The following is a 25,897-nucleotide window of genomic DNA, read 5'->3' on the forward strand; positions in this document are numbered from 1 at the left end:
GTCAGCCGCCCAGGACGGCGCGCAGGTCCGCGGCGTTGGTCTCGGTGACCTTCCACAGCTCCTGCTGCCGGCCGTGCACGTCGGCGACGGTCGCGTCGTGGTCGGCCAGCAGGCCCCGGGCGCGCTCCACGAGCAGTGCGCCGAGGTCGCGGTCGTGCACGGACACGCCCCACTCGGGCCGTTCGATGTCGTGCAGGAAGTACGCCATCTTCGGGTGCGAGATCAGGCTGATGATGGGCGTGCCGCAGCCGAACGGGATCATGCCGGCGTGCCCGCGCATGCCGATCACCAGCTTGGTACGGGCGTACAGGTCGCGGATCGCGTCGTTCTCGAAGTCGTACATCGGGATGACGGGCATCGAGATGCCGTACTCGCGGCGCAGGTCGAAGACGATCTTCTCGTCGTCCAGCGAGTGCGCCACGCACTTCACCTCGGCGAGCTCGCCCAGGCCCTTCACCGCCTTGGCCATCTGCGCCAGGAAGTAGCCGTAGTCGTGGCCGAAGCGCAGCCCGGCGCGGTCGTAGGCGGCGTTGATCAGGATGGTGTCGTCGCGCCGCGCCGGGTCCTGCCAGTCGGCGACGAGCTGCCGGGTGACCGTGGTGGGGCACGGCTGGAAGCGCACCTTGTCGTGCAGGTGCGCCGGGAGCATGGCGCGCACCTTCTCGATCGAGCCGTGGTTGCGCAGCCCGAAGAAGGCCGCCCGCTCCACGAGGAGACGCAGCGAGGCGCGAAACCGCTCGGCGCGGTAGGACTGGCCGTCGAAGGCGTTGAACCCCACGGCGTAGACCGCGATGGGCACGTCGATGCGGTCCAGTAGGGCGTCGGGGACGTTCCACTGCCAGGCGCTGTTGCCATTGGGCATGGTGTCCGGGATGAACAGTCCGCCGCCGCCGATGATCAGGCCGCGGCGGGCGTTGACCCGCTCCAGCGCCGCCTCGTCGAACAGCCGGTGGGCGTGCACCGAGTGCCAGCGGCGGGACGTGGTGTCGGGCCCGAAGGCGAGGCGGACGCTCTCCGGAAGGAGCTTGTCGCCCGCGTTGCCCTGACGGTCCATGTAGAAGGCGACGTGCGCCAGCTGGTCCTCGGGGCTGCCCTGCTGCTGGGCCGGCACGCCGCCGAGGGTGCGGCGCTGCCACAGACGGCCGGCCCGGTGTGTGGGGTCGACGCCGACCCCGGCCAGGGCGTACTTCTGCGCGGTGGCGTCGTCGCCGTGGACCCAGGCGATCTGGGCGAGCCGGGCGAAGGCCGTGGCGGCGCGGTTGGGAGCGGCGGTGGCGAACAGCAGCTGGGCCCTGGCCTCGTCGTACCGGGAGACGCTCATCAGGGCGTGCCCGTAGACCTCGTGCGGCCAGGCCTCGTCGACCGGGATGTGCACCCGCTCCATGATGTCGACGGCGGCCTGGTAGTCGCCCGCGCCGATGTGCGCGAGGGCGACCCGGCGGGCGATGTCGACGTCGCCGGTGCGCTCCACGTGCGGTGTGCCGTAGTGCACGAGCAGGTCGTGGTGCAGGGGGGCGGGGAGGGCGAGGTAGGCGGCGTGCAGCTCGGCGTCGTCCATGTCGAACTCGCGCCAGCGCTCCTGCGCCAGTTGGTAACCCGCCTCTCCGCCCTGCCACGGCTTGTGCCTGCCGGTGAAGTGCAGGACGGCCGTGTCCTCGGGCACCGGAAGGTCCCCGGACAGGCGGCGCTTGACGAAGTTGTACTTCGGGTCGAGACGGACGAAGTCGCCGTCGAACAGGGCGTTCAGGATGCCCTGGTCGTGCTTGTCCAGCTCGTAGGTGCCGGCGCGGCCGATCTCGTCGATCCTCGCGCAGAATTCGTCGCTCAGGTGTTCCTTCTGGATGACCAGCAGGCCGCTGTTGAGCTTGGACTCCCCGTAGAAGAACTGCGGCACGGCCGCGAACCCCTCCCGCAGCGTGAGCAGTTCGTTCAGGGAGCCGAGGACCACCATGTCCGTGTCCAGAGTGATCACGGTGTCGTAGTCGCGGATGCGGAAGACGTCGAGGATGAAGTACGCCTTGCGCACGAGGTAGTTGTCCTGGTCGCCCTTGACGTACGAGTCGTAGTGGTCGGCGTCGACGCGGCGCAGCACGATCCGCGGGTGCAAGGCGCGTATCCGGGCTATGGAGGAGGGGCGCAGGTCGTCGTGCAGGACGATGAAGTCCTCGCACACCTCCGGGTTGGACAGCGCGAGCGAGCGAAGCAGGGCGAGGAACCCGGGCAGGTAGTTCTCGTCCACGAAGCTGGCGAAGGCGATGCGGCGCTTGCCGGTGAGCGTGCGGGCGGAGCCCTCGTCGACGGCCGGTGCCGGGGACCCGGCCGCGGTGACGACGGGGCCGGAGGCGGAAACAGGGGTCGCGGTCATCGCAGGGAGATCCTCATGCCGGAGACGCTCTGGGCCCGTTCCATGACCCACGCCTTCTCAGTGGTGTATTCGTGGACGGACGTGATGGGCAGCTTCATCGCGGCGTCGATGCGGTACGCGCCGCTCTCGTAGAAGTCGAAGCCGATCAGGTCCAGGGTGGGGCTGACGTCGAGGAAGTCGAGCAGCCAGAGCATGTTGAAGCCGCTGGTGGGGATCCCGGCGAACACGCCGGAGTCGAGGTTGCCGATGTTGCGTACGGGCCAGCGCAGCGACTCGTCACCGAGATACCGCTGCGCCCCCGGCACCAGCCGGTTGCGCAGGGAGTGCTTCCAGTCGGGGGAGCTCCCGCCGAAGACGAGACGGGTGGTCACCGGCTGATCCCAGTTGAACCCGTGCTTGTGGATGGTGACGTGGATGTCCGTCCGCTCGCCGGTGTGGACGGGGTCGATCCGGTACGAGTTGAAGCGTACGACGAGGTCGTACGCGTCGATCTCGGAGCCCATGGAACTCTGGCCGACCTTGCCGGAATTGGCGACCAGGCAGATGGACTTTCCGGCGATCTGGTTGCGGAACTCGCCGAGAGTGAGCCACTCCACACCGCCGAAGAGCGGGTCCTGCAGGGGGCCGCGCAGACGGACGCGGCGCATCTCGGCGAAGAGGGCGATGACCTCGGTCAGTTCGGCCGTGGGCCGGACGTGGACGCCGGTGGCCAGGTCGAGGTACTGACTGAGCGCCTCCTGGAAGTCCTGCTCGGGGGATCCGGTGCGGTCCATGGCGAGCAGGGCGCCCACCAGGCGGGCCTGTGCGCCGCCCCAGTCACCGTCGGCATGCGCCTGCAGGCCCTCGGCCCACACGTCGGTCGGGGGCCGCTCGTCGAACCGGGCGGCGGCCGGGACGTCGCGCTCGAGCAGCGCGAGCAGTTCCGCGCGCCGCTCCTGGGCGGTGCGGATGCCCGCGATCCGGGACGCGGTGCCGAACCCGTCTTCCTTCGTCAGGTCCAGGTAACGCTCGTAGGCCTCGAGCGCGGCGACCGGCAGACCCATGGCCTCCAGCAGCCGGCCGCGCAGCCGCCAGCCGGCGCGGGAGTTCTTGCGCTGGGTCAGGACGGTGTCGCTGACGAGCAGCGCCAGGTTCAGCTCGTCGTCATAGCCGCAGGCCAGCGCCTTGTTGCCGACGGCAAGGAGGGCGTCGAGCAGTTCGTTGCCGATACCTCCGGTGAACGCCTTGGGACCGCGCCGCAGCAGGCTGCCCGCCGCGGACGCCGCCGGTGCGGGCTGTTGCTGTCCGGCCCAGAGGGCGAGCAGCTGACGCAGCTGTTCGGCCAGGGCCGTGCGCCGGGCGTCGAGGCTCCCGACGACCTTGCCGCTGTGCACGGCGCATGCGCGCAGACAGTCCTCCAGCTCGGTCGGGGCGACCTCGGCAGCCGGGGGACCGGGGTCCACCGACGCCGGCGCCGGTCCCCCGGGCCGGGAACGTGACCATCTGCTGCGAACCCTCGTCATGGTGCTCCTGCTCTGAACAGTGGGAAAACGGCATGGCTTTGCCAAGGGCCTGGGGGAAGGTTGAAGAACGGTAAGAAACCAATGCGACACCTCGGTGAACCAATGAGGACCGGCAGACAAACGACGACCTCACCGAACAAAAGCGCTCACGGTGACGCCTTAGGGTTCGCGTAGGCGGCTCTTCTCCGACCCCGGCTCATTTGGTCCGGAGTGCGCGGAAACAGAGCCCGCGGCGCACCATGAGGGGTGAAAGCGTGACCGAAACGGTCGTGGGCACGTCGAAGCCGCAGCCTGCCGAGGCTGCTCTCGTCCGGGACCGGGGCGCTCCGGCCGATCCGCCCCGGGCGAAAACCTCGGGGGGCAGGCTGCGCGCCCTCGACGGCCTGCGACTCATAGCCGCGCTGATGGTGGCGGTCTACCACTACAGCGGCCGCGGCGGTTTCGTCACCCAGGCCTGGGGTATCTCGCCCAAGCTCCAGTTCCCCACACTGCACGCGTACGCCGCCTACGGCTGCCTCGGCGTCGAGGTCTTCTTCGTGATCAGCGGCTTCGTGATCTGCATGAGCGGCTGGGGTCGGTCCCTGGCATCGTTCTTCGCCTCCCGGGCTTCCCGGCTGATGCCGGCCTACTGGGCCGCGGTCATCCTCGTGACGGCGGTGTTCGCACTGCCGATGGTCGCCTACGAGGCGGTGTCACCGAGCGACGCGCTGGTGAACCTGACGCTGCTTCAGCAGCCTTTGGGTGTGGATCGGGTGCTCGGGGTGTGCTGGACCCTTTGGGTGGAGATCCGGTTCTACGCGCTGTTCGCGGTGTGCGTCGTGCTGCCTGGGGCGAACCGGCGGCGCGTGATCCTGTTCTGCGCGGGCTGGACGCTGGCGGCGGCGATCGCGCAGGCCGCGCACCAGCCGCTGCTCGACCTCGTCCTGATGCCGCAGTACGCGCCGTTCTTCATCGGCGGCGTCGGCCTCTACCTCGTCCACCGCGACCGGCGGGACGCCTACGCGTGGGGCATCGTGGCCGTGAGCTTCCTGATCGGACAGCACTACGCGGTGCGGGAGTTGTGGAACGCCTCGGACCCGAACGCCTTCGCCCACCGCACCTTCCTCGGCATCACCCTCGTGGTCGCCTTCGGCTTCGTGGCGGTCGGGGCGATCGCGCTGGGCCGGCTGAACTGGGCGAACTGGCGCTGGCTGACGGTGGCCGGGGCGCTGACGTACCCCTTCTACCTGGTCCACGAACACCTCGGCTGGGTGGTGATCCATGCCCTGCACCACGGCCTGCACCTGTCGGCGGCGGTCACCTTCGCCCTGACGCTCGCCTCGATGCTGCTGCTGGCCTGGCTGCTGAACCGGTACGTGGAGCAGTGGCTGACACCGAAGCTGCGTACGGCACTGTCTCGGCCACGGCTGTAGGACCCGCGCCGCCGGGCGCTGAACCCTACGCGCTCGCCAGGGACAGCTTCACCGCGAAGCCCAGGAACAGGGCGCCCGCCGCCGAGGTCGCCCCTGCCGACAGGCGCCTGCGGCGGCGGAAGGCGGCGGCGAGCTTCGTGCCACCGAATATCAGGGCGCTGAGGTAGAGGGAGCTGGCCAGCAGGAGCAGGGCGCCGAGGATGACGAAGGAGAGGGCCGGGTAGGCGTAGGCCGGGTCGACGAACTGCACGAAGAAGGCGATGACGAACAGGATCGCCTTGGGGTTGATCAGGCTGACGACGAAGGCGCGCCGGAACGGCCGCTCGTCGGCGGCCGCCGGGGCGGGATCCCCGGGCGCCGCCTGCTCCCGTCGCGTCCGCCACATCCCCCAGCCGGCCCGCAGCATCCCGATCGCGAGCCAGGTCAGATATCCGGCGCCCGCGTACTTCACGATTCCGAACAGCACGGGGTTCGCCTTCAGCAGGGAGGCGGCCCCGGCCGCCCCCAGCGTCATCAGCACGGTGTCCCCGCACCAGACACCCGCCGCGGCGGTGTACCCGGCGCGTGTCCCGCGCCGGGCGGCGACGGACAGCACGTAGAGCGAGTTGGGCCCGGGCAGCAGGACGATGAGGATGAGTCCCGCCAGGTAGGTGGGGAGATGAACGACACCGAACATGGCAAGGAGTGTCGCACGGGAGTACGACACTCCGGTTGGGGGTTCCCTGGGACGAGACGGTCAGCCGTCGAGGAGGGTGTCGACGGAGAGCTCGACGCGGAGTCCGACGGACTCCGGCACGGGCACGGTCTGCCCGCGCTTGAAGCGCTGTGGGTCGGGATACTTCCCGTCCACCGGGCGAGTGAAGAGGAGTACCTCGTCGTGCTTGCGGTCCGCGATGAGGTAGGCCGGGATACCTGCCTGGGCGTAGCACTCGACCTTGGGGCCAAGGTCGTCGGACCAGTTGGACGACGTCACTTCCACGACCAGACGGAAAGCGTGTGGGGCGTAGTAGTTCTTGGTGACATGGGCGTCGTCGATGTCCTCATCCACGACAGAGAGGTCGGGGATGGCGAAGTCCTCGGGCAGCGTAGGCAGCCAAAGGCCGATGCCCTGGATCCATTCAGCACCGGTTCCCTCGATACCCGCACGCTCGAGCGCCCTGCACAACTTCGTCAGTGACCGTCCATGCGAGCTGTCCGGCGGCGGTGTCGCAGTGAGCCTCCCCTGGAGAATCTCCACGCGGTGGCCAGGCAGTGCACGGGCAAGCTGGTCGGCAGCCTCGCCCAGGGTCAGCTCCTGCTGCAGTACGGCCATGGCGTCCTCCTTTTCGGGGCCCACTCTCCACGAGCGTAACCGGGGACGGACGGTTTCCGTCCCCGATCACCCATTCGGAGGAATCGTGCAGGTCAGAACGCATCCGACGGCACGTAGTTCCCCCAGACCTCCCGCAGCGCGTTGCACACCTCGCCCACGGTCGCCCGCGCCCGCAGGGCCTCCTTCATCGGGTACAGGACGTTGTCCTCGCCCTGGGCGGCCTTCTTCAGGGACTCCAACGCCGTGTCCACCGCCGCCTGGTCCCGCTCGGCGCGGAGCTTGGCCAGCCGCTCCGCCTGCTGGGCCTCGATGGCGGGGTCGACGCGGAGCGGTTCGTACGGCTCCTCCTCGTCGAGCTGGAAGCGGTTGACGCCGACGACCACGCGCTCGCCGGAGTCGGTCTCCTGGGCGATGCGGTAGGCGCTGTGCTCGATCTCCTGTTTCTGGAAGCCGTGCTCGATGGCGTTGACCGCGCCGCCGAGGTCCTCGACCTTCCGCATCAGTTCCAGCGCGGCCGCCTCGACGTCGTCGGTCATCTTCTCGACGACGTAGGAACCGGCGAAGGGGTCGACCGTCGCGGTCACGTCGGTCTCGTACGCCAGGACCTGCTGCGTGCGCAGGGCCAGGCGCGCGGACTTGTCGGTCGGCAGCGCGATGGCCTCGTCGAAGGAGTTCGTGTGCAGGGACTGGGTGCCGCCGAGGACCGCCGCCAGGCCCTGGACGGCGACGCGGACCAGGTTGACCTCGGGCTGCTGGGCCGTCAGCTGCACGCCCGCCGTCTGGGTGTGGAAGCGCAGCATCAGCGACTTGGGGTTCTTCGCGCCGAACTCCTCCTTCATCACCCGCGCCCAGATCCGGCGGGCCGCGCGGAACTTGGCGACCTCCTCCAGGATCGTCGTACGGGCGACGAAGAAGAAGGACAGGCGGGGCGCGAAGTCGTCGACGTCCATGCCTGCCGCGACCGCCGTGCGGACGTACTCGATGCCGTCGGCGAGCGTGAACGCGATCTCCTGCGCGGGGGACGCGCCCGCCTCCGCCATGTGGTAGCCGGAGATCGAGATGGTGTTCCACTTGGGGATCTCGGCCTTGCAGTACTTGAAGATGTCCGCGATCAGGCGCAGCGAGGGCTTGGGCGGGAAGATGTACGTCCCGCGCGCGATGTACTCCTTCAGCACGTCGTTCTGGATCGTGCCCGTGAGCTTGTCGGCCGGGACGCCCTGCTCCTCCGCCACCAGCTGGTAGAGGAGCAGCAACAGCGCGGCCGGGGCGTTGATCGTCATCGACGTCGACACCTTGTCCAGCGGGATCCCGCCGAACAGCACCCGCATGTCGTCGACGGAGTCGATGGCCACGCCCACCTTGCCGACCTCGCCGTGCGCGATCGGCGCGTCGGAGTCGTGGCCCATCTGGGTGGGCAGGTCGAAGGCGACGGACAGGCCCATCGTGCCGTTGGCGATCAGCTGCTTGTAGCGGGCGTTGGACTCCGTGGCCGTACCGAAGCCGGCGTACTGGCGCATGGTCCAGGGGCGGCCGGTGTACATCGTGGGGTACACGCCGCGGGTGAACGGGTACGACCCCGGCTCGCCCAGCTTCTCGGCCGGGTCCCAGCCCTCCAGGGCATCCGGCCCGTAGACCGGCTCGATGGGCAGCCCGGACTCCGACTCGCGCGCCATGGTGTGTGCCTCCGCGTTCTGAATTTCTCGGTTACTCGCCAGTTACTCGCCGGTACAGCCAACCCTCGCTACGGACTGTAGCGGCGGCCGTGCGCCGGGTGGAGTGCCCCGCGCTGGGACCTTGCTCACAGACCGGCGGCTCCTCGTCCTTGTGTCTTCTGTCTCCCCACCTTGCCCCGTGGTTCGCCACCCGTCACGCGTGGGGAGACATCCGGTGTACCGCCGGAGACGGACACCGGTGAGACAGCGGGGGGGCGCCATGCGTACCGGGGGCATGAGGAGACCGATCGCCGCCGTCGCCGCGGCCGCGGCACTGGCCGCGGTGTGCGGCTGTACGGTGCGGGCTCCCGGCTCGGACGGCACGCACCGCTCCCCGGTGCACATCGAGATCCCGGCCACCCGGCCGCCCGGCGGTCCCGCCCCCGGCGGCGGCACGGGGCCGGCGAAGAATCCGGCCCCGGCCCCGGCCCGCACCGCCGCGCAGGTCCTGTGGTCCCGCGGCGACAGCGGCCGTGGCGTGCGGGAACTCCAGGCCCGGCTGCGCCAGATCGGCTGGCTGTTCGACGGGCCCACCGGGTCCTACGACGATCTGACGGAACAGGCCGTCAAGGGCTTCCAGGGCAAGCGCGGGCTGTCGCGGACCGGGCGGACCGACACGGTCACCTGGCAGCGGCTGCTGCGGATGACGCGCGAACCGGGCAGGTGGGAGCTGTACCGGATGGGCGGGCAGCCGGCCGGCACGCCCGACCCTCGCTGCCGGACCGGCCGGGTGCTGTGCATCGACAAGACCAGCCGGACCCTGCGCTGGATGATCGGCGGGCGGACGGTCTCGACGATGGCGGTGCGGTTCGGCACGCAGTACACGCCCACCCGCGAGGGTGTGTTCCAGGTCTACTGGAAGTCACGGCACCATGTGTCGACGCTCTACCACTCCCCCATGCCGTACGCCATGTTCTTCAGTGGCGGTCAGGCCGTGCACTACTCCTACGACTTCGCGGCCCGCGGCTACGCGGGCGGCTCGCACGGGTGCGTCAACGTACGGGACGAGACGGCCGTCTCACAGCTGTTCGCGCAGGTGCGGGTCGGCGACAAGGTCGTCGTGCACTGGTGAGACGAGGGGAGAGAAAAAGAGAGGAGACAGGGCGCGGGCGGGACCGGGGGAACGTGTCCCGCCCGCGCCGAATGCACGAGCCGTGGGTACGGGGGGAACCCCGGCTCTGTGCGACAGCCGATGACCAGTCGGCTCACTCATTACTGCGCCGCGGCGGGCGAAAACGTCACACCCCGCCGAGAGAAAATTTCACGAGGTGCGAAACCGCAGGTCAGAGACGGTCACCGGGATGAGTGGCCGAGGAGGCGGGCGTTCTCTTCGGGGGCTGCGGAGCGAGGGCCGGGGGCGTGACGGCGCTCTTCCCGTGGCGGTGGCCGCCTCCGTGACCACGTTCGTGACCGCCCTTGTGGCGGCCTTTGTGGCCGCCTTCGTCGTCGCCCTGACCGTCCTGGTCGCCCTGGTTGCCCTGGTCGCCCTGGTTGCCCTGGCCGCCTTGGTTGCCCTGGCCGCCCTGGCCTCCACGGCCCTTCTGACCGCCCTTGTCGTCGCGGCCGCCGCCCTGGTTCTCGCCCCGGCCCTTGCCGCCCACGTCACCGGTTCGGCCGTCGGCCGACTTCAGGACGCCCTTGCAGTACGTCCACACGCGCGCGGAGCCGCCGGCCGCCCCCTCCAGGACGCGCCTGCGGTCGGCGTCCAGGCCCTTGCCGTCGCGCAGGTCGCGGCAGGCCGAGACCAGGCGGCCCCGCCCGCCGGTGGTACCGCCCCGGGTGTCGTCGGCGCCGGCGGTGGCGTCGTGGCCGGGGATGGTACCGGAGTCGCCCGCGACACTCCCGGCCTCGGAAGAGCCGGCCGTGGTGCCGCCGGGCGCCGGCGTGCCCGGACCGCCGCTCGTGGTGCCGTCGGGCGAGGGCGGGCTCAAGGAGCGTCCGGGCGTCGCCTGGGCCGAGACGGAGGCGCCGGGCACCGGCTGCTCGTCACCGCCGAACGGTGTCGGCAGTACGCCGGTCGTGGTCGCCGTCGCGACTCCGCCGACCGCGCCGGCGGCCAGCGCGGCCGACAGCGCGAGACGTACCGGGCGGGTCCAGCGCGGACGCCCGGCGCGTGCGCGCGTGTCCCCGGTACGGAAGCCACGCGCGTGCGTGCCGATGCGGACGAGCCCCGCGTCGGCGGGCCCGGTGGGCGTTTCAAGGGCCGCGGCCTGTGTGCAGGCATGTTCCGCCGCCCGCTCCGCGCGCGCCTTGCGGAAGGCGGCCAGCGCGGCGGCCTCGCCGGGCAGTTCGGCGTCGGCCGAGGCGGGGAAGGCGGGAACGGGCGGTTCGGCGGAGAGGGCTCCGAGCGCCTTGGCGAGTCGTTCGGCCTGATCACGGGCGGTGGCGTCGACGGTGTCCAGTGACTCTCCGCGCAGCAGTCGCTCCGCCGTATCGCGGTCCAGCCACCTGTACTGCTCGTCGGCCATCACATGTCCTTCTGCGTCCGGGCACGCATATGCGTCACACCGGCGGACGTCACCGCACGGCCCCGCGGTTTCCGCGGGGGCGGCAGCGCGTCGAGCACATGGGGGGATTCCGGATCGTCGCCGAGTAGTTCCGCGAGCCGCTTCAGACCGCGGTGCGCGGCCGTGCGTACGGCACCGGGCCGCTTGCCGAGCGTTTCGGCGGCGGTCTTGGCGTCCAGGCCCACGACCACGCGCAACACGACGGCCTCGGCCTGGTCCTGCGGGAGCTGGGCGATGAGCGAGAGGGTGCTGCCGGTGGCCAGCGCCTCCATGGCCTCGCCCGCGGTGTCGGACTCCGAGGCCCTGCCGGTCAGTTCCGTTTCGTCACCGCCGATCGCGGGGCGGCGGCCGCGCATGCGGATGTGGTCGAGCGCGCGGTTGCGGGCGATCCGGGCGGCCCAGCCGCGGAACCGGTCGGCGTCCCCGCTGAAGCGCTCGAGGTCGCGGGCGATCTGCAGCCAGGCCTCGGACGCCACGTCCTCGGCGTCCGGGTCGCCGACCAGCGTGCGTATGTATCCGAGCAGCCGTGGGTGCACGGCGCGGTACACAGTCCGGAACGCGGTCTCGTCCCCGTCCTGTGCCGCAAGCACCGCGGCGGTCAGCTCCGCGTCGTCCCCCAGCACGTGGTTCCTCAAGTGATCGAGTGAATCGTTGCGGCAGCGCGGCCACCGATGGTTTGCGGTGATCGTGCCCGTCCCGCGCCCGGCGCGAAAGGCACGTTACGGCCTGAAACCGCCTCTCGTCCATGACCGTACAACGTGCAACTAACCAAAGTGGGGATGAGGTGTGACGGAAAGCGCACCCGCGGCGCTGTAGAGAGTACGGGCCGCCGCGCGGCCCGTGCCGCGCGACGGCCGGGGCCTCTCCTGTGGGGGGTGGCGGCCCCGGCCGTTGCCTCGGTCCGCTCCGGCAGGACCTACTCGGCCGACCGGCCCCTTCCCTCCCCTTGCGAACTCCCGTCGCCGTCGCCCTCCGCGCCGAGCTGCCGGGCCAGCCGCTTCAGCCCCCGGTGGGCGGCGGTGCGCACCGCGCCGGGCCGCTTGCCGAGAACACGCGCGGCGGCGGGGCCGTCGAGGCCGACGACCACACGGAGCAGCACGGCCTCGGCCTGGTCGCGGGGCAGCCGTCTCAGGAGCGCGAGGGCCTGCTCGGTGGTGATGGACTCCAGGGCCTGGTCATGGGTGCTGTACGGGCCGGGCAGGTTCAGGACGTCCTGTTCGAGCGCGGTGCCCCGGGGCCGCACGCGCTGCCGGCGCAGATGGTCGAGCGCCCGGTGCCGGGCGATGGTCGCCGTCCAGCCGCGGAAGCCCGCCCCGTCGCCCCGGAACCGGCCCAGGTCGCGGGCGATCTCCAGCCAGGCGTCCGACGCCACGTCCTCGGCGTCGTTCCCGACGAGGCCGCGCAGGTACCCGAGCAGTCCGGGCTGCACGATCCGGTACGCGGCCGCGAAGGCCTCCTCGTCGCCTTCCTGGGCCCGCGCGACGGCCGCACCCAGCTCCCCGTCGTACGCCTGCGTGCGGCGGGGTTCCCCTCCCTGGCCCAAGAACTGTCCTCGTCCGTAGCGAGTCCCCAGACGTGCGCACCACCGTGTGTCCGGTTGTGTCCACGCCCCCCACGGTCATCAGCGTCGGCTCTCACAGAAGTGTCACAGCTCGTCAGCGGCCCCTTGCGCACGGCTCAGTTCCGCCGCCCGCTCATGGCGTCCCGGCAGAGCAGTCGCAGCGAGCCGTGGCCCGCGTAGCAGCGCCGGGCCTCGTCGATCGGGTCCCACAGCCGTCCGTCGGGTGTACGGACCCAGTGCTCGCCACCGGTCGCCCACCACTCGGCTCCGCCGTGGCGGACGATCACCTCGCCGGCGTAGGCCCCGAAGCCGCGCAGCACGTCGCCCAGGGCGCCGGGCGGTGCGCCCTCGCGCCGCATCTCCTCGATCACCCGGTCGACCCGCCACAGGCTCTGCGCCGAGTAGTCCGGTCGCAGCCGGGCACCCATCGCCGCCGCGGCGTCCGTCGCCCACCGCACCGGCCTGGTGGCGGCGTGCGGCCTGGTCTGCCGCTGAGTCGTCACATCCTGCGCTGCCATATACGGAAGAGCGCGTTCCGCGTGCTCTTCGTCACCCGTATCCGGGGCTTTTCCGCAACCGGCGCAGGAACGGCGCAAGGTTTCCGCACCGCGCCCGCAGGAGGCTCACACGGCTTTCACGCCCGGCTGCGGGCCCGGCGGGACACCACGGCGCGCAGGACACGGCGTCCCTCGGTGGAGATCTCCAGCGCCTGGCGGAGTCCGGCGGGGCCGTGCCCGGCGAGCAGTTCCAGGACGGTGATCTGCCGGCGCAGCTCGGCGGCGACGAGCGGCGACATGCCCTCCGTACGCCCCTCACGGCGCGAGTCGACCGGGGAGGCGTCCTCGGCCGGGTCGAGGAGCCGGTGGATCTGGAGCGAGGCGACCGAACAGGCGTCCGCCCACTGCCGCACCCCAGGAGCGGACCGGACGGCCGGCGCGGCGGCCAGCATCCGGCGGACCAGCAGCGCGGCCTCGTCCTCGACGGCCTCCTCCCCGCCGGCCGTCTCCAGCGCGCCGCGCGCCTGCTGAAGCCGTTCGGCCCAGTCGCCGTCGCCGGGGGAGTCGTCGACGAGGCTCCCCCACAGCGGCCGCAGGACCTCGTCGTCGCCGCCGAGCAGCGGTACGCACCGATCCAAACAAGCCAGCCCGCTGGCGGCCAGTCCGCGCTCGTCGGCCTGCGCGATCAGTTCCACCAGGCTCATCCACGCCTCCTTGCAGGGCGCCGATCTCCACGGAGCCCGCACTTGCCATCACTGTGTGCGATCGCCCGGTAGTGTCACACGGCGATCACACGCAGTCGAGAGAAGGACGACAGAAGGCGGAAGAAAAGATTTCGGCCAGCGATCGAGGTCGGCGGTCAGCGCGTCGGAAAGGAGGGGCAGGCCGCGGTCGGCGCCGGCCCCCGCAGCGCCTTCTCGTGCTGCATCCGGGTCAGCCGGAGCACGACAAGGATGGCAAGTACGGCGGCCACGGCGTCGAGGGCGTCGGAGAACAGCATCTGCCCGGCGGCCTTGCGCAGTTCCTCGGCCGTTTCGGCCCGGCTGTAGGTGGTGAACGCGGCACGGCCCACCACCAAGTCGATGATCCACAACGTCCACCAGGCGTTGACCAGCCCATGCGACCCGGGCCGGTCCCGGAGGCTGCTGGCGTCCCAGATGTCCAGCGTGATCCGGCGCGGGAACCACAGGCTGACGACCGGGGTGAACCACGCGCCGATCGCCCAGCCGCGCTTCTTGCTGTGCCCGAACGGGTCGAACACCTCGGCGTTGACCCGCACCCGGTGGAACCAGCACAGGAAGACGACACAGCTGGCGAGCAGCGCGGCGGTCTGCACGACGCCCGCGACGGCGTAGAGCCGGTCCGCGTCGTCGGCCCGCCGCGTCACGTCCCCGCCGACCGGGCCGTTCATGAGGTCACCCGCGACGCCGTACATCACGGCGTCCGCCCAGATGGCGAACAGGTCGGTGGCGATGACGAGGCCGAGCAGCACGGCCGCGGCCCGGCCCAGTCCGACCGGCGAGCGCAGCCAGGCGGCGGGTGCCCCCGCGGGCGGTGGGACGGCCGGCGCCGGAACGGCCGAGCAACCGGTGCACAAAGTGCCGCCGGGCACCGCCGCGAAGTGCCGGCAACGCGCGCAGATCATGGTGAGTCCCCCCGAGGTGTCGTCCTGGAACCGCCGCGGGCTCCCCAGGAGCATCGAGCGCGGCACCCGGAACCTACGGGGTCCCGCTCTCGCACGTCTACTCGATTCGGTCAGCCCAGCCTGGCCGCCAGCGCCTTGAACTCCGCCCAGGACATCGCCGGCCTGCCGGGGTCCCACAGCTTCTGGATCGTCGCCCGCAGCGGCATACGGATGCCGGCCGCCACCTGGTCCTGGGTCTGGGAGTTCGCGAGGTCGGACCACACGGCGAACGAGCCGCCCAGTATCTGCGCGTCGTACCGTGCGGGTACCGCCTGGGTGCCGCGCAGCACGCGCGGGGTCCACTGTTCGTAGATCCGCTGTCCGGTCGGGTAGACGAAGGTCTGCGGCTGGCCGAGGACGTAGTACAGGAACTCGTCGTTGTAGTTGAGCACCTTGCGGCCGGCGGCCAGGTACTCGGCGGGTTGGCGGGCGCCTGTCTCCTTGCCGGTCCAGTAGGCGACCACGATGTCCTTCGCGGGCTGTACGGAGGTGTTCCGGAAAAAGCCGTCGTTCCACGCGCGCGGGGTGCGGTCGTGCTTGCGGACGGTGGCGGCGCGGTCGTTCAGCCAGCCCGTCGCCAGGTCGGCCACGGTGCCGCCGGGGCCGTAGGCCTTCTTCGCGGCGGCCGCCAGCTGCGGGTAGGACGCCTCGGGGTTGCGCGCGGTCAGCGCCTGGTACTCGTCGCCGCCGAGGTGCCACTGGCTGCCGGGGAAGAGGCCCGCGTACTCGTTCAGCAGGTCGTCGACGATCCGGGCGGACCGCTCCTTGGAGATGTCGATCGCGCCCCGCGTCGCCACACCCCGCGCGTTGCGCAGCTGCAGGTCGGGGTGGGCGGCGATCACCGCTCCCAGATGGCCGGGCGAGTCGATCTCGGGCACGACGGTGATGTGCCGGCTGGCGGCGAGGGCGACGATCTGCTTGACCTGCGCCTTGCTGAGGTGGTTCCTGGAGACGATCTCCGGGTGCGTGTCGGACTGTATGCGGAAGCCCTGGTCGTCGGAGAAGTGCAGGCCCAGCTCGTTGAACTTCAGGTCGCCCAGCTCGCGTACCCGGTCCTCTATCCAGCCGGCCGTGAACGGCTTGCGGGCGATGTCCAGCATGAAGCCGCGCCGCGGCTTGGCCGGCATGTCGTTCACGACGCCCTCGGGCGCCGTACCGCCGCCGTGCACCTCCTGCTTCAGGGTGCGGGTGCCGTAGAAGACCCCCGCGTCGGCCGGCCCGCTGATGGTCACCCGGCCGTCGCGCACGGTCATGGTGTACGACTCCGGGTTCCCGCCTCCGCCGAGCGTCAGCCGTACGTCCCCGGAGCGCACGTCGCTTTTCTGCCCGGCGTACGTCAGACCGAGCTCGCTCGCTATCAGCTTCCCCTCGTCGGCCAGGGAGGCGTTGCCCACCACGACCCGGCCGCCGTGCGCCGGGCGCCAGCCGGGGCCGCGGGCCGGGGTGTGGGAGCGCACGGCGGGGATGGTCCGCGGCGCCTGGGACAGGGGGTGGCTGCGGGTGGGACTGGGGCTCGCGGAGGGGGCGGCGGCGGGCGCGCCCGACGCGCGCTGCCCGGAGCCCGCCGGGGACCCGTGGCCGCCGGAGGCCCACACGCCGAGCGCGGCGCCCAGTCCGACCGTCACGGCGAACGCGCCGCCGGCCACTGCCTGCCGGTGCCGCACCTTCCGGCCCGAAGCCCGGTGCCTGTGCTTGCTCACCCCGCCAACGTACGGCCCATGGGCGCCGAATGTGTCCACCAGAAGTCCCCAAACTCTCCCGTTCGGGTGAAAATCAGGCGCCCACCGGACACGTCATGAGCACACCCGATAACGTAACGGCGCATCTCTCACAGCATCCCCTGCCGACCGAGGACCCACGCTGCCCGCGCAGAACCTGGAGCACTTCAACACCGCCCCCGCCCCCGTGGCCCACCACACCCTCCTGACCTGCCTGCACAGCCCCCGCTGGGCCCAGCGTCTCACCGCTCACCGCCCCTACCCGGACCTGCCGTCCCTCCTGGCCGCGGCGGACGAGGCGGCGTACGACCTGCGCCCGTCGGACCTGGCAGAGGCGCTGGCGGCGGAGCCTCTGCCCCCGCTCCCCGAGGGCATCTACGCGGCCGCCTCCATGGCCCTGAGTGCCGCCTACGCCGCCTACGAGGCCCGATTCGGCCACAGCTTCGCCATCTGCCTGGACGGCACCGCGCCGGCCGAGACCTTGGACCGGGTACTGGCAGCCATCCGGTCACGATTGACGAACGATCCGGAGGAGGAGCGGATCGTGGCGGCAGAGGAACTCCGGCACCTTGCGAGAGGACGGCTGAGGAACCTCCTGAAGGGGCGCGGGGCCGTATCGATCAGCGGCTCCGCCGCGATGGGGGTCCCCCCTGTTCGAGCGAAGCCGAGGACTTGGGGGAGCGACCAGTCACAACACAGCCGCAGTCGGCAGACAACCGAACAAACCACCCCAGTAGCCGCCCCCGCTAACCCGTCCGTGCACCTTTGAGTGCAAGTTCGATCACACGGGCAGGCCCCCCTGTAAGCCTCGCCGCAACGGCTGGTTACGATGCTGGGGGCCGGTGGACCGTACCCGGCCGGGCCCGACCGACAGTGAAGCCGGCGCGGCCCTAGTCCCCGCTCCCGGAGGGTTCTTCCGTGCCGGCTGGAACGCTGTACCGCGGCAGGGAAGGAATGTGGTCCTGGGTGGCTCACCGAGTCACCGGCGTCCTCATCTTCTTCTTCCTGTTCGTTCACGTGCTGGACACCGCGCTCGTCCGCGTGTCTCCCGAGGCCTACGACACTGTCGTGGCCACGTACAAGTCGCCGATCGTCGCCGTACTCGAGTACGGCCTGGTCGCCGCGATCCTCTTCCACGCGCTCAACGGCCTGCGCGTGATCGCCGTCGACTTCTGGGCCAAGGGCGCCCGCTATCAGAAGCAGATGCTGTGGACCGTGGTCGGCATCTGGGTCGTGCTGATGATCGGGGCGATCTACCCCGTCCTCGGCCACGCCGCACGAGTATTGTTCGGGAGCTGACGCACATGTCCACTTCTGAAACCACCGCTTCCGGCGTCGGCCCCGTCGAGGGCGGCTCCGGCTACAGCGTCGACAACCCCGCCCCCTTCATCGAGGCCCCGCGCCAGCGGACCAAGAAGACCCCGCGGTCGACCCGGGGCAACTTCGAGATGTACGGCTGGCTGTTCATGCGGCTGTCCGGCATCGTCCTGGTCGTCCTCGTCATCGGCCACCTGCTGATCCAGCTCGTCCTGGACGGCGGCGTCTCCAAGATCGGCTTCGCCTTCGTGGCGGGCCGCTGGGCCTCCCCCTGGTGGCAGGTCTGGGACCTGCTCATGCTGTGGCTGGCGATGCTGCACGGCTGCAACGGCCTGCGCACGGTCATCAACGACTACGCGGAGCGCGCGAACACGCGCCTGTGGCTGAAGGGCCTGCTGTACACCGCCACGGTGTGGACCATCCTGTTGGGCACGCTGGTGATCTTCACCTTCGACCCGAACATCCGCTAGGCCCCGGGACCGAGGTATTTCCTGATGAAGATCCACAAGTACGACACCGTCATCGTCGGCGCCGGTGGCGCCGGTATGCGTGCCGCCATCGAATCGACGAAGCGCAGCCGCACCGCCGTCCTGACCAAGCTCTACCCCACCCGCTCCCACACGGGCGCCGCTCAGGGCGGCATGGCCGCCGCGCTGGCCAACGTGGAGGAGGACAACTGGGAGTGGCACACCTTCGACACGGTCAAGGGCGGTGACTACCTGGTCGACCAGGACGCCGCCGAGATCCTGGCGAAGGAGGCCATCGACTCCGTCCTCGACCTGGAGAAGATGGGCCTGCCGTTCAACCGCACCCCGAACGGCACCATCGACCAGCGCCGCTTCGGCGGCCACTCGCGCAACCACGGCGAGGCCCCGGTCCGCCGCTCCTGCTACGCGGCCGACCGCACCGGTCACATGATCCTCCAGACGCTGTACCAGAACTGCGTCAAGGAGGGCGTGGAGTTCTTCAACGAGTTCTACGTCCTGGACCAGCTGATGACCGAGGTCGACGGCGTCAAGAAGTCGGCCGGTGTCGTGGCGTACGAGCTGGCCACCGGCGAGATCCACGTCTTCCAGGCGAAGTCCGTGATCTACGCCTCCGGCGGCTGCGGCAAGTTCTTCCGCGTGACGTCCAACGCGCACACCCTGACCGGTGACGGCCAGGCGGCCGTCTACCGGCGCGGACTGCCGCTGGAGGACATGGAGTTCTTCCAGTTCCACCCGACCGGCATCTGGCGCATGGGCATCCTGCTCACCGAGGGCGCCCGCGGTGAGGGCGGCATCCTGCGCAACAAGGACGGCGAGCGCTTCATGGAGAAGTACGCCCCCGTCATGAAGGACCTGGCCTCCCGTGACGTCGTCTCCCGCTCGATCTACACGGAGATCCGCGAGGGCCGCGGCTGCGGTCCCGAGGGCGACCACGTCTACCTGGACCTGACCCACCTGCCGCCGGAGCAGCTGGACGCCAAGCTGCCGGACATCACCGAGTTCGCGCGGACCTACCTGGGCATCGAGCCGTACACGGACCCGATCCCGATCCAGCCGACCGCGCACTACGCGATGGGCGGCATCCCGACCAACGTCCAGGGCGAGGTGCTCGCGGACAACACCACGGTCGTGCCGGGCCTGTACGCGGCCGGCGAGGTCGCCTGTGTGTCCGTGCACGGAGCCAACCGTCTGGGCACCAACTCGTTGCTGGACATCAACGTGTTCGGCAAGCGGGCGGGCATCGCGGCGGCGGAGTACGCGCACAAGGTGGACTTCGTCGAGCTGCCGGAGAACCCGGAGTCCTTCGTCGTCGAGCAGATCGAGCGGCTGCGGACCTCCACCGGCAACGAGCGGGTGGCCGAGCTCCGCAGTGAGCTGCAGGAGACCATGGACGCCAACGTCATGGTGTTCCGCACCGAGCAGACGATCAAGACGGCCGTCGAGAAGATCGCCGAGCTCCGGGAGCGCTACAAGAACGTGGCGATCCAGGACAAGGGCAAGCGGTTCAACACGGACCTGCTGGAGGCCATCGAGCTGGGCAACCTGCTGGAGCTGGCCGAGGTCATGGCGATCTCCGCCCTGGCCCGCAAGGAGTCCCGCGGCGGTCACTACCGCGAGGACTACCCCAACCGCGACGACGTCAACTTCATGCGCCACACCATGGCGTACCGCGAGGTCGGCGCCGACGGGTCCGAAACCGTCCGTCTCGACTACAAGCCGGTCGTGCAGACCCGCTACCAGCCGATGGAGCGTAAGTACTGATGGCAACCCCCGTTCTGGACAAGGCCGAGGCGGAGGGCCAGGCCGCGTCCCCGTACATCACGGTCACCTTCCGCGTCCGCCGCTTCAACCCGGAGGTCTCGGGCGAGGCGACCTGGGAAGACTTCCAGCTGGAGATCGACCCCAAGGAGCGTGTCCTCGACGGTCTGCACAAGATCAAGTGGGACCTCGACGGCACGCTGACCTTCCGCCGCTCCTGCGCGCACGGCATCTGCGGCTCGGACGCCATGCGGATCAACGGCAAGAACCGTCTGGCCTGCAAGACGCTGATCAAGGACATCAACCCCGAGAAGCCGATCACGGTCGAGCCCATCAAGGGTCTTACGGTCCTGAAGGACCTGATCGTGGACATGGAGCCGTTCTTCCAGGCGTACCGGGACGTCATGCCCTTCCTCATCACGAAGGAGACGAACGAGCCCACGCGTGAGCGCCTGCAGTCCCCGGAGGACCGGGCCCTGTTCGACGACACCACGAAGTGCATCCTGTGCGCGGCCTGCACCTCGTCCTGCCCGGTGTTCTGGAACGACGGCCAGTACTTCGGTCCGGCGGCCATCGTCAACGCCCACCGGTTCATCTTCGACAGCCGTGACGAGGCCGGCGAGCAGCGCCTGGAGATCCTCAACGACAAGGACGGCGTCTGGCGCTGCCGTACCACCTTCAACTGCACCGACGCCTGCCCCCGCGGCATCGAGGTGACCAAGGCGATCGCGGAGGTGAAGCGGGCGCTGATCACGCGCCGCTTCTGACACCGCGCCGCATACGACGCCGAGGGCCCCGTTCCGTCCGGAACGGGGCCCTCGGCGTGTCACCGGCCGGCCGCCTGACGTGTCTCGCAACCCCCTTCGACTTGTCGGAGTACGAGCGGCTCTGCGGGACGTAGCCGTAGGGCGCGTCAGGGGTGGGGACGGTCGTGACTCCGCTCCCCATCCGCAGGAGGGGGGCCTCCAACCCAGGGGTTGCGGTCCAGCCCGAACCGATCCCTTGCGGGACGGGCAGGAACTGCCGCACATGCAGGAAGCGGTTCCCCACCGGTTGAAGCCGGTGGCTCCCTCGCCAGGAGAGCGATGGAAGGTGCTCCCGGCAGTGACCGGAGCGACCGGAACGACCGGAGCGACCGGAACGACCGGAACGACCGGAGTGGGATCCTCCGGGGCCCAGGAGGCCCGACTGCCCGATCACGCGACATCCGCGCGCGATCCACCGCGCACTGACCGGATACGGCCGTCCCCCTGCGCGCTGGAAGCATGAGGATCCAAAGGGGCGGTGTGGGAGGGGTGGTGGTCGACCATTCCCGTTCGTGATGAAATCCGGCCACACCGGCGGCCTTTCGTCGCCGGTGTCCGTATGCCCGCATCGCGGACTTCTCCCGAGGGCGGCTCTAGACGACGTTGCGGACGACGGTCCACGCCACGGCCACCAGGAGCACCAGCGCCTGTGCCCGGGAGCTGAGCCGGGGGTGCCAGCGGTGTCCGCGCAGGCCCTCCACCGCCCACTTGCCGAGCAGCGCCAGTGCGAACGGAGAGGCGAGCAGGAGCATCCTGTTGTCCAGCCAGGCCTGGGCGAAGTGACCGTGCATCAGGTCGTACACCATGCGCGTGCCGCCGCAGGCCGGGCAGAGCAGCCCGATGACGTACCGGAAGGGACACCGGGGCAGGAGGTGGGCGGGCTCGTGCGGGTCGGTGACGTAGAGATAGGCGGCGCCCGCGGCGCCCGCGCAGAGCACTGCGAGCGGGGCCGCCGCCGGGTGCCGCAGCAACTGACGCAGCTGCCGGCGGCGGACCGCGCCGGCCGCCGCGTCAGCCACGCAGGATCCGGCCCTGCGAGTCGGTGGTGTCGTTGCCCGTCAGCAGCATGATGCCGTCGATCAGGGCCCAGATGCCGAACCCGCCGCAGGTGAAGAGCTGGGCGAGGCCGAGCCCGACGTGGCCGATGTAGAAGCGGCCGATGCCGAGGCCGCCCAGGGTGAGCTGGAGGACACCGGCGACGATCTTCGACTTGTCGGAGTAGGGACGGCCGTAGGGATCGTAGCCGTACGGAGCGTTGGGGTCCGCCATCATCCCGGGGGGCGGATAGGCGCCGGGGGGCGGCGGGTACGCGCCGGGGGGCGGCGGGTAGGCACCCGGAGGCGGCGGGTACGCGCCGGGCGGCTGGTTGGGGTAGCCGTATCCCGGGGCCTTGGGCGGCTGTTGCGACTGCTCGGACACGGTTGCTCCACTCTTCGGCAGGGACGAACTGACGGTCATAGTGCAGGAAGTACGGCCGGAGGGAAACATCGGGGTCCGCCCCAACGAGTGAGCGGGCGGCCCGGCCGCGCTCGGCCTCCCCCACCGCGCGCCTGCGACACCTAATCTGATGGCATGTCAGATGACGAGTCGTACGAGCTGCTCGGGTTCGACAACGTGCTGCTGCCCGTGGGGGATCTCGGCGAGGCCGTCGGTTTCTACGAGCGGGCCGGGTTCGCGGTGGCGTTCCGGCTGGACGAGGCGGGAATCGCGGGGCTGAAGGTGGGGGGCGAGGCGCCGGGGATCCTGCTGCGCGCGGAGGAGACGTTCGGACACCGGCCGCCGCCGTGGCCCTCGTCCCGGGTGTGGCTGGAGGTGTCGGACGCGCGGGCCGCGGCGCGGGAGCTGACGGCGGCCGGGATCGCGCTGCTCGACGAGCCGTCCGCGGTGGCGACCGGCTGGACCGTCGAGATCGCCGACCCGTGGGGCAACGTCCTGGGGTTCACCGACTACAGCAAGCGGCCGGAGCTCGGACGCAGGCCCTGACGGAACCCGTCCCGGCCGGCCCGCACACCGCCCTCGGCCGCTGCGGCGGCGCCCGTACCACTGGCTAGGCTCTCTCCGTGCCCGTGAAGAACAACGACGGCCCTGGTGAGGGCGTGCCCGCCGGAAAGTCCGAGCAGACCCGTGCCCGGATCCTTCAGACGGCCATGCGGCTGTTCCAGGAACGTGGCTACGACAGGACGACCATGCGGGCCATCGCCAAGGAGGCCGGGGTCTCCGTCGGCAACGCCTACTACTACTTCGAGGGCAAGGAACACCTGATCCAGGGCTTCTACGACCGGATCGCCGCCGAGCACCGGGCGGCGGTCCGGGAGGTCCTGGACCGGGAGACCGACCTGGAGGCACGGCTGGCGGGCGTGCTGAAGACATGGCTGGACATCGCCGCGCCGTACCACGAGTTCGCGGTGCAGTTCTTCAAGAACGCCGCCGACCCCGACAGCCCGCTCAGCCCCTTCTCCCCCGAGTCGGAGCACGCGCGCGTGGAGGCCATCGGCATCCACAAGGAGGTGCTGTACGGCGCGAGGACCAAGGTCCCGGCGGAGCTGCGGGAGGTGCTGCCCGAGCTGATGTGGCTCGCCCAGATGGGACTCGTCCTGTACTGGGTGTTCGACCGCACGGAGGACCGCGAGCGCAGCTACCGGCTGGCCGGGCGCGGGGCACGGCTCACCGCGCGGGGCGTGACCCTGGCCCGCTTCCGGGTGCTGCGGCCGCTGGTGCAGGAGGTGCACGAGCTGTTCACGGACTTCCTGCCGGGGATGACGAAGGCGATGCCGGATCCGGCGGGCAGGGGGCGGCGCACTGCGGCCGAGTGATCACTTTCGGGTGAACCGGCCGGAGCAGGACACCCGGGATCCTGCCTGCCTACGATGATGCTCTCGACACCAGCCCCTAGGAGGCACGCGATGTCCGCCGCATCCGTCGAGCAGCCCTTCGACGACGACCGGCCGTTCTCGCTCACGGCCATCGCCGACGAGATCATGGAGCGCCATCCGGGCTACCGCGTCGAGATCATCGGGGGCCACCTCCTCGTGACCCCATCACCGGATGTCCCCCACGCCCGCGCCCTGACGAAACTGATGCGCCCCTTCATCGCCGCAGGACTCGACGACGGCGAAACCGAGGTCCTCCAGAACGTCGGGATCTGGCTGCCCGCCGGCGCCGAGGACTACGCCATCCCCGACCTCGTCGTGGTGGACGCCGACATCGACGAGCACTTCGTCGAGAACAACGCGCACGACCCGGTCTGCTTCCGTCTCGTCCTGGAAGTCACCTCCAGCAACTGGAAGGACGACCTGAAGACCAAGGCCGCCGCCTACGCCGAGGCGAAAGTCCCCGTCTACGTCATCGTCGACCGCAAACATCAGCGTCTTCACGTCCTGGCGGATCCGGTCGAGGGCAAGTACGAGTACCACCGCCCCCACGCCCCCGGCGAACTCGTCACCCTCCCCGACTCCCTCGGCGCCAAGGTCACCCTCGACGTGGCCGAGATCCTCAAGGCCGGACAGAAGAAGGCTGGTTGACCCGTCCGCCTCCGGCGGTCGCCGGTCAGATCCAGTCGAGCTTCCACAGCCGGAAAGCGCCGGTGCCGTCCGTCAGGTACTGGCTGCCGCCGACGTCCTTGCTGCTGACGACGTACTCCTTGCGCTGCCACAGCGGGATGAGCGGTACGTCGGCGGCGATCTCCGCCTGCAGGGTGCGGAAGTCCGCGACGACCCGGCCGCGGTCGGCGTGCTCCTGGCTGCCCCGGATGAGGTCGTCGACGGCCTTGTTGCTGTAGCCGGTGTTCATGGTGCTGCCGGTGCCGACGAGCGGGGAGCCGAAGGTGTCCGGGTCCGGGTAGTCGGCGACCCAGCCGACCGCGTAGGCGTCGAGCTTGCCGCCCGCCCAGCGCTTCTGGAAGTCGGTCCACTCGTAGCCCTTGACGTCGACCTCGAACAGGCCGCTCGCCTCCAGTTGCCGCTTGAGTTCGGCGGCCTCCTCGGCGGCGGCGCCGCGCCCCTCGCCGTAGCCGTAGGCGAAGCGCACCGGGATCGACACGCCGGCCTCGGTCAGCAGCGCGCGTGCCCGCTTGACGTTCTGCTCCGGGTAGGCGTCGAAGAACGACGTGGTGTGGCCCGTGATGCCCGTCGGGATCAGCGAGTACAGCGCGTCGACGGTGCCGTCGTACACGGCACCGGCCAGATGCTCACGGTTGATCAGCCAGGCCATGGCCCGCCGGACGTGGACGTCGTGCAGCGCGGAGGAGGCACGCGTGTTGAGGTAGAGGTTGCGGGTCTCGGAGCTGTCGGACACCGACACACGGTGTCCGGGGTCGCTCGGGTTGAGTCCGGCGAGGACCTTCGGGGACAGGGTGCGGGTGGCGACGTCGATCTGCTTGTCCTGCCAGGCCCGGTCGAGCTCGCCCGCGCTGGAGTAGTAGCGCAGCTCGACGGGTCGTCCGGTACCGCCGACGGCGCCCTTGTAGGAGCCGTTCGGCTCCAGCTCCGCGCTCCTGTCCTTGGCGTAACCCTTCAGCCGGTACGGTCCGGTGCCGTCGGCCTGAGTGCCGGTGCGCAGCGCGTCCTTGGAGTAGCGGGTGTGGTCGACGATGGAGCCGGCTCCCGTGGCCACCTTCAAGGGGAACGTGGCGTCCGGCGACGACAGGTGGAAGGTGACGATCGAACCGGCGGCCTGCACCGAGCCGAGGGTGGAGAACAGGGAGGCCGGGCCGACATCGGAGTTGATCTTCTTGACGCGGTCGAAGGAGAACTTCACGTCCTCGGCGGTCATCGTGCGTCCGCTCGGGAACGTGATGCCGTCGCGCAGTTCGCAGCGGTAGGTGCGCAGCCCGCTGCCGACGAAGCCGCAGCTGCCGGCCGCGTCCGGCACCGGGGAGGTGCCGCCCGGCTGGAAGGTCAGCAGGGACTGGAACACGTTGCCGAACAGCGCCCAGGAGCCGGCGTCGTAGGCGCCGGCCGGGTCGAGCGACGTGACGGCGTCCGTCGTGCCGACGGTGATCGCCTTGTTCTTGTCCCCCTGCGACGGCAGCAACTGCCGGCCTCCGACGCCCACGACGGCCAGTACGAGCAGCGTCGTGAGTATCCGTATGCGAACCGATCGCATCGGCAGCCTCCCCAGACCCTTCACGGGCCCTTTGCATGTGCCACGTCCCTCAGTGGCGCCGACACCTAATCACACGCCTCTCGGCGCGGGGAAGCCGGGTGTGGAGACAAGGAAGAGAAGTTACGAAGACGTGTTTCGCGTTTGCTTCACAAGAC

24 protein-coding genes and 1 pseudogene are annotated in these 25,897 nt (G+C 70.4%); 10 read left to right on the forward strand and 15 right to left on the reverse strand.

Annotation, left to right across the window (positions count from 1 at the left end):
* Position 1 precedes the first annotated feature (1 nt).
* On the reverse strand, positions 2–2,365 hold the full coding sequence (locus tag ACX25U_RS13635) for a glycosyltransferase (protein ID WP_454391935.1): 2,364 nt from the start codon (positions 2,363–2,365) through the stop codon (positions 2–4).
* Entirely contained in the window at positions 2,362–3,807 is a 1,446-nt protein-coding gene (locus ACX25U_RS13640) for a glycosyltransferase family 29 protein (RefSeq protein ID WP_454391937.1), read from the reverse strand. Before ACX25U_RS13640 ends, ACX25U_RS13635 begins: the two co-directional genes overlap by 4 nt.
* Positions 3,808–4,121: 314 nt before the next feature.
* On the opposite strand from ACX25U_RS13640, the gene ACX25U_RS13645 reads away from it, so the two are divergent.
* A complete protein-coding gene (locus ACX25U_RS13645) occupies positions 4,122–5,279 on the forward strand; it encodes an acyltransferase family protein (RefSeq protein WP_454391939.1) in 1,158 nt (385 codons plus the stop codon).
* A gap of 25 nt (positions 5,280–5,304) precedes the next feature.
* Here the strand turns inward: ACX25U_RS13645 and leuE are convergent, their stop codons facing one another.
* From leuE to ACX25U_RS13660, 3 genes are all read right to left on the reverse strand, one after another.
* On the reverse strand, positions 5,305–5,955 hold the full coding sequence (leuE, locus tag ACX25U_RS13650; protein ID WP_454391941.1) for a leucine efflux protein LeuE: 651 nt from the start codon (positions 5,953–5,955) through the stop codon (positions 5,305–5,307).
* Positions 5,956–6,015: 60 nt separating this feature from the next.
* The gene (locus ACX25U_RS13655; protein WP_454391943.1) at positions 6,016–6,591 is read right to left on the reverse strand and encodes a Uma2 family endonuclease; all 576 of its coding nucleotides are present in this window, start codon (positions 6,589–6,591) and stop codon (positions 6,016–6,018) included.
* A 92-nt stretch (positions 6,592–6,683) separates the two neighbouring features.
* Positions 6,684–8,264 carry an acyl-CoA mutase large subunit family protein gene (locus ACX25U_RS13660; RefSeq protein ID WP_454391945.1) on the reverse strand — a complete coding sequence of 527 codons (1,581 nt, stop codon included), beginning with the start codon at positions 8,262–8,264 and terminating at the stop codon, positions 6,684–6,686.
* 274 nt (positions 8,265–8,538) lie between these two features.
* On the opposite strand from ACX25U_RS13660, the gene ACX25U_RS13665 reads away from it, so the two are divergent.
* Entirely contained in the window at positions 8,539–9,375 is an 837-nt protein-coding gene (locus ACX25U_RS13665) for a L,D-transpeptidase family protein (protein WP_454391947.1), read from the forward strand.
* Between the two features lie 211 nt (positions 9,376–9,586).
* Here the strand turns inward: ACX25U_RS13665 and ACX25U_RS13670 are convergent, their stop codons facing one another.
* The 7 genes from ACX25U_RS13670 to ACX25U_RS13700 form a co-directional block, all read right to left on the reverse strand.
* Positions 9,587–10,771 carry an extensin gene (locus ACX25U_RS13670; protein WP_454391949.1) on the reverse strand — a complete coding sequence of 395 codons (1,185 nt, stop codon included), beginning with the start codon at positions 10,769–10,771 and terminating at the stop codon, positions 9,587–9,589.
* On the reverse strand, positions 10,771–11,433 hold the full coding sequence (locus tag ACX25U_RS13675; protein WP_454394259.1) for an RNA polymerase sigma factor: 663 nt from the start codon (positions 11,431–11,433) through the stop codon (positions 10,771–10,773). Before ACX25U_RS13675 ends, ACX25U_RS13670 begins: the two co-directional genes overlap by 1 nt.
* A 293-nt stretch (positions 11,434–11,726) precedes the next feature.
* Positions 11,727–12,353 carry an RNA polymerase sigma factor gene (locus ACX25U_RS13680; RefSeq protein ID WP_454391951.1) on the reverse strand — a complete coding sequence of 209 codons (627 nt, stop codon included), beginning with the start codon at positions 12,351–12,353 and terminating at the stop codon, positions 11,727–11,729.
* 134 nt (positions 12,354–12,487) lie between these two features.
* Entirely contained in the window at positions 12,488–12,874 is a 387-nt protein-coding gene (locus ACX25U_RS13685) for a hypothetical protein (RefSeq protein WP_454394261.1), read from the reverse strand.
* 131 nt (positions 12,875–13,005) lie between these two features.
* Positions 13,006–13,572: a hypothetical protein gene (locus tag ACX25U_RS13690; protein ID WP_454391953.1), complete on the reverse strand. Its 567-nt coding sequence runs from the start codon at positions 13,570–13,572 to the stop codon at positions 13,006–13,008.
* Between the two features lie 155 nt (positions 13,573–13,727).
* Positions 13,728–14,513, reverse strand: coding sequence for a DUF4328 domain-containing protein (locus tag ACX25U_RS13695; RefSeq protein WP_454391955.1), 786 nt, complete (start codon positions 14,511–14,513; stop codon positions 13,728–13,730).
* 110 nt (positions 14,514–14,623) lie between these two features.
* Positions 14,624–16,252 carry a beta-N-acetylhexosaminidase gene (locus ACX25U_RS13700; RefSeq protein ID WP_454391957.1) on the reverse strand — a complete coding sequence of 543 codons (1,629 nt, stop codon included), beginning with the start codon at positions 16,250–16,252 and terminating at the stop codon, positions 14,624–14,626.
* 175 nt (positions 16,253–16,427) lie between these two features.
* Here ACX25U_RS13700 and ACX25U_RS13705 point away from each other — a divergent pair.
* The 5 genes and pseudogenes from ACX25U_RS13705 to ACX25U_RS13725 all read left to right on the forward strand — a co-directional run.
* Positions 16,428–16,880, forward strand: a pseudogene (locus ACX25U_RS13705) (2-oxo-4-hydroxy-4-carboxy-5-ureidoimidazoline decarboxylase); the annotation flags it as partial.
* 308 nt (positions 16,881–17,188) lie between these two features.
* Positions 17,189–17,569, forward strand: coding sequence for a succinate dehydrogenase, cytochrome b556 subunit (gene sdhC / locus ACX25U_RS13710; protein WP_454391959.1), 381 nt, complete (start codon positions 17,189–17,191; stop codon positions 17,567–17,569).
* Positions 17,570–17,574: 5 nt separating this feature from the next.
* Positions 17,575–18,057 carry a succinate dehydrogenase hydrophobic membrane anchor subunit gene (locus tag ACX25U_RS13715; RefSeq protein WP_454391961.1) on the forward strand — a complete coding sequence of 161 codons (483 nt, stop codon included), beginning with the start codon at positions 17,575–17,577 and terminating at the stop codon, positions 18,055–18,057.
* Between the two features lie 24 nt (positions 18,058–18,081).
* Positions 18,082–19,836: a succinate dehydrogenase flavoprotein subunit gene (gene sdhA, locus ACX25U_RS13720; protein WP_454391963.1), complete on the forward strand. Its 1,755-nt coding sequence runs from the start codon at positions 18,082–18,084 to the stop codon at positions 19,834–19,836.
* Positions 19,836–20,600 carry a succinate dehydrogenase iron-sulfur subunit gene (locus ACX25U_RS13725; RefSeq protein ID WP_454391965.1) on the forward strand — a complete coding sequence of 255 codons (765 nt, stop codon included), beginning with the start codon at positions 19,836–19,838 and terminating at the stop codon, positions 20,598–20,600. Before sdhA ends, ACX25U_RS13725 begins: the two co-directional genes overlap by 1 nt.
* A gap of 632 nt (positions 20,601–21,232) precedes the next feature.
* On the opposite strand, the gene ACX25U_RS13730 is transcribed toward ACX25U_RS13725, so the two are convergent.
* The gene (locus ACX25U_RS13730; protein WP_454391967.1) at positions 21,233–21,658 is read right to left on the reverse strand and encodes a DUF2752 domain-containing protein; all 426 of its coding nucleotides are present in this window, start codon (positions 21,656–21,658) and stop codon (positions 21,233–21,235) included.
* Entirely contained in the window at positions 21,651–22,058 is a 408-nt protein-coding gene (locus tag ACX25U_RS13735; RefSeq protein WP_454391969.1) for a TM2 domain-containing protein, read from the reverse strand. Before ACX25U_RS13735 ends, ACX25U_RS13730 begins: the two co-directional genes overlap by 8 nt.
* Before the next feature lie 153 nt (positions 22,059–22,211).
* Here ACX25U_RS13735 and ACX25U_RS13740 point away from each other — a divergent pair, with 153 nt between their 5' ends.
* From ACX25U_RS13740 to ACX25U_RS13750, 3 genes are all read left to right on the forward strand, one after another.
* Positions 22,212–22,622 (forward strand): VOC family protein, encoded by a 411-nt coding sequence (locus ACX25U_RS13740; RefSeq protein ID WP_454391971.1) that lies wholly within the window; start codon positions 22,212–22,214, stop codon positions 22,620–22,622.
* Between the two features lie 77 nt (positions 22,623–22,699).
* Entirely contained in the window at positions 22,700–23,452 is a 753-nt protein-coding gene (locus tag ACX25U_RS13745) for a TetR family transcriptional regulator (RefSeq protein ID WP_454391972.1), read from the forward strand.
* Positions 23,453–23,542: 90 nt separating this feature from the next.
* Positions 23,543–24,160 (forward strand): Uma2 family endonuclease, encoded by a 618-nt coding sequence (locus ACX25U_RS13750; protein WP_454391974.1) that lies wholly within the window; start codon positions 23,543–23,545, stop codon positions 24,158–24,160.
* Between the two features lie 25 nt (positions 24,161–24,185).
* Here ACX25U_RS13750 and ACX25U_RS13755 read toward each other — a convergent pair whose 3' ends face one another.
* Entirely contained in the window at positions 24,186–25,742 is a 1,557-nt protein-coding gene (locus tag ACX25U_RS13755) for an ABC transporter substrate-binding protein (RefSeq protein WP_454391976.1), read from the reverse strand.
* Positions 25,743–25,897 lie beyond the last annotated feature (155 nt).

The organism is Streptomyces sp. JNUCC 63, from assembly GCF_054366325.1.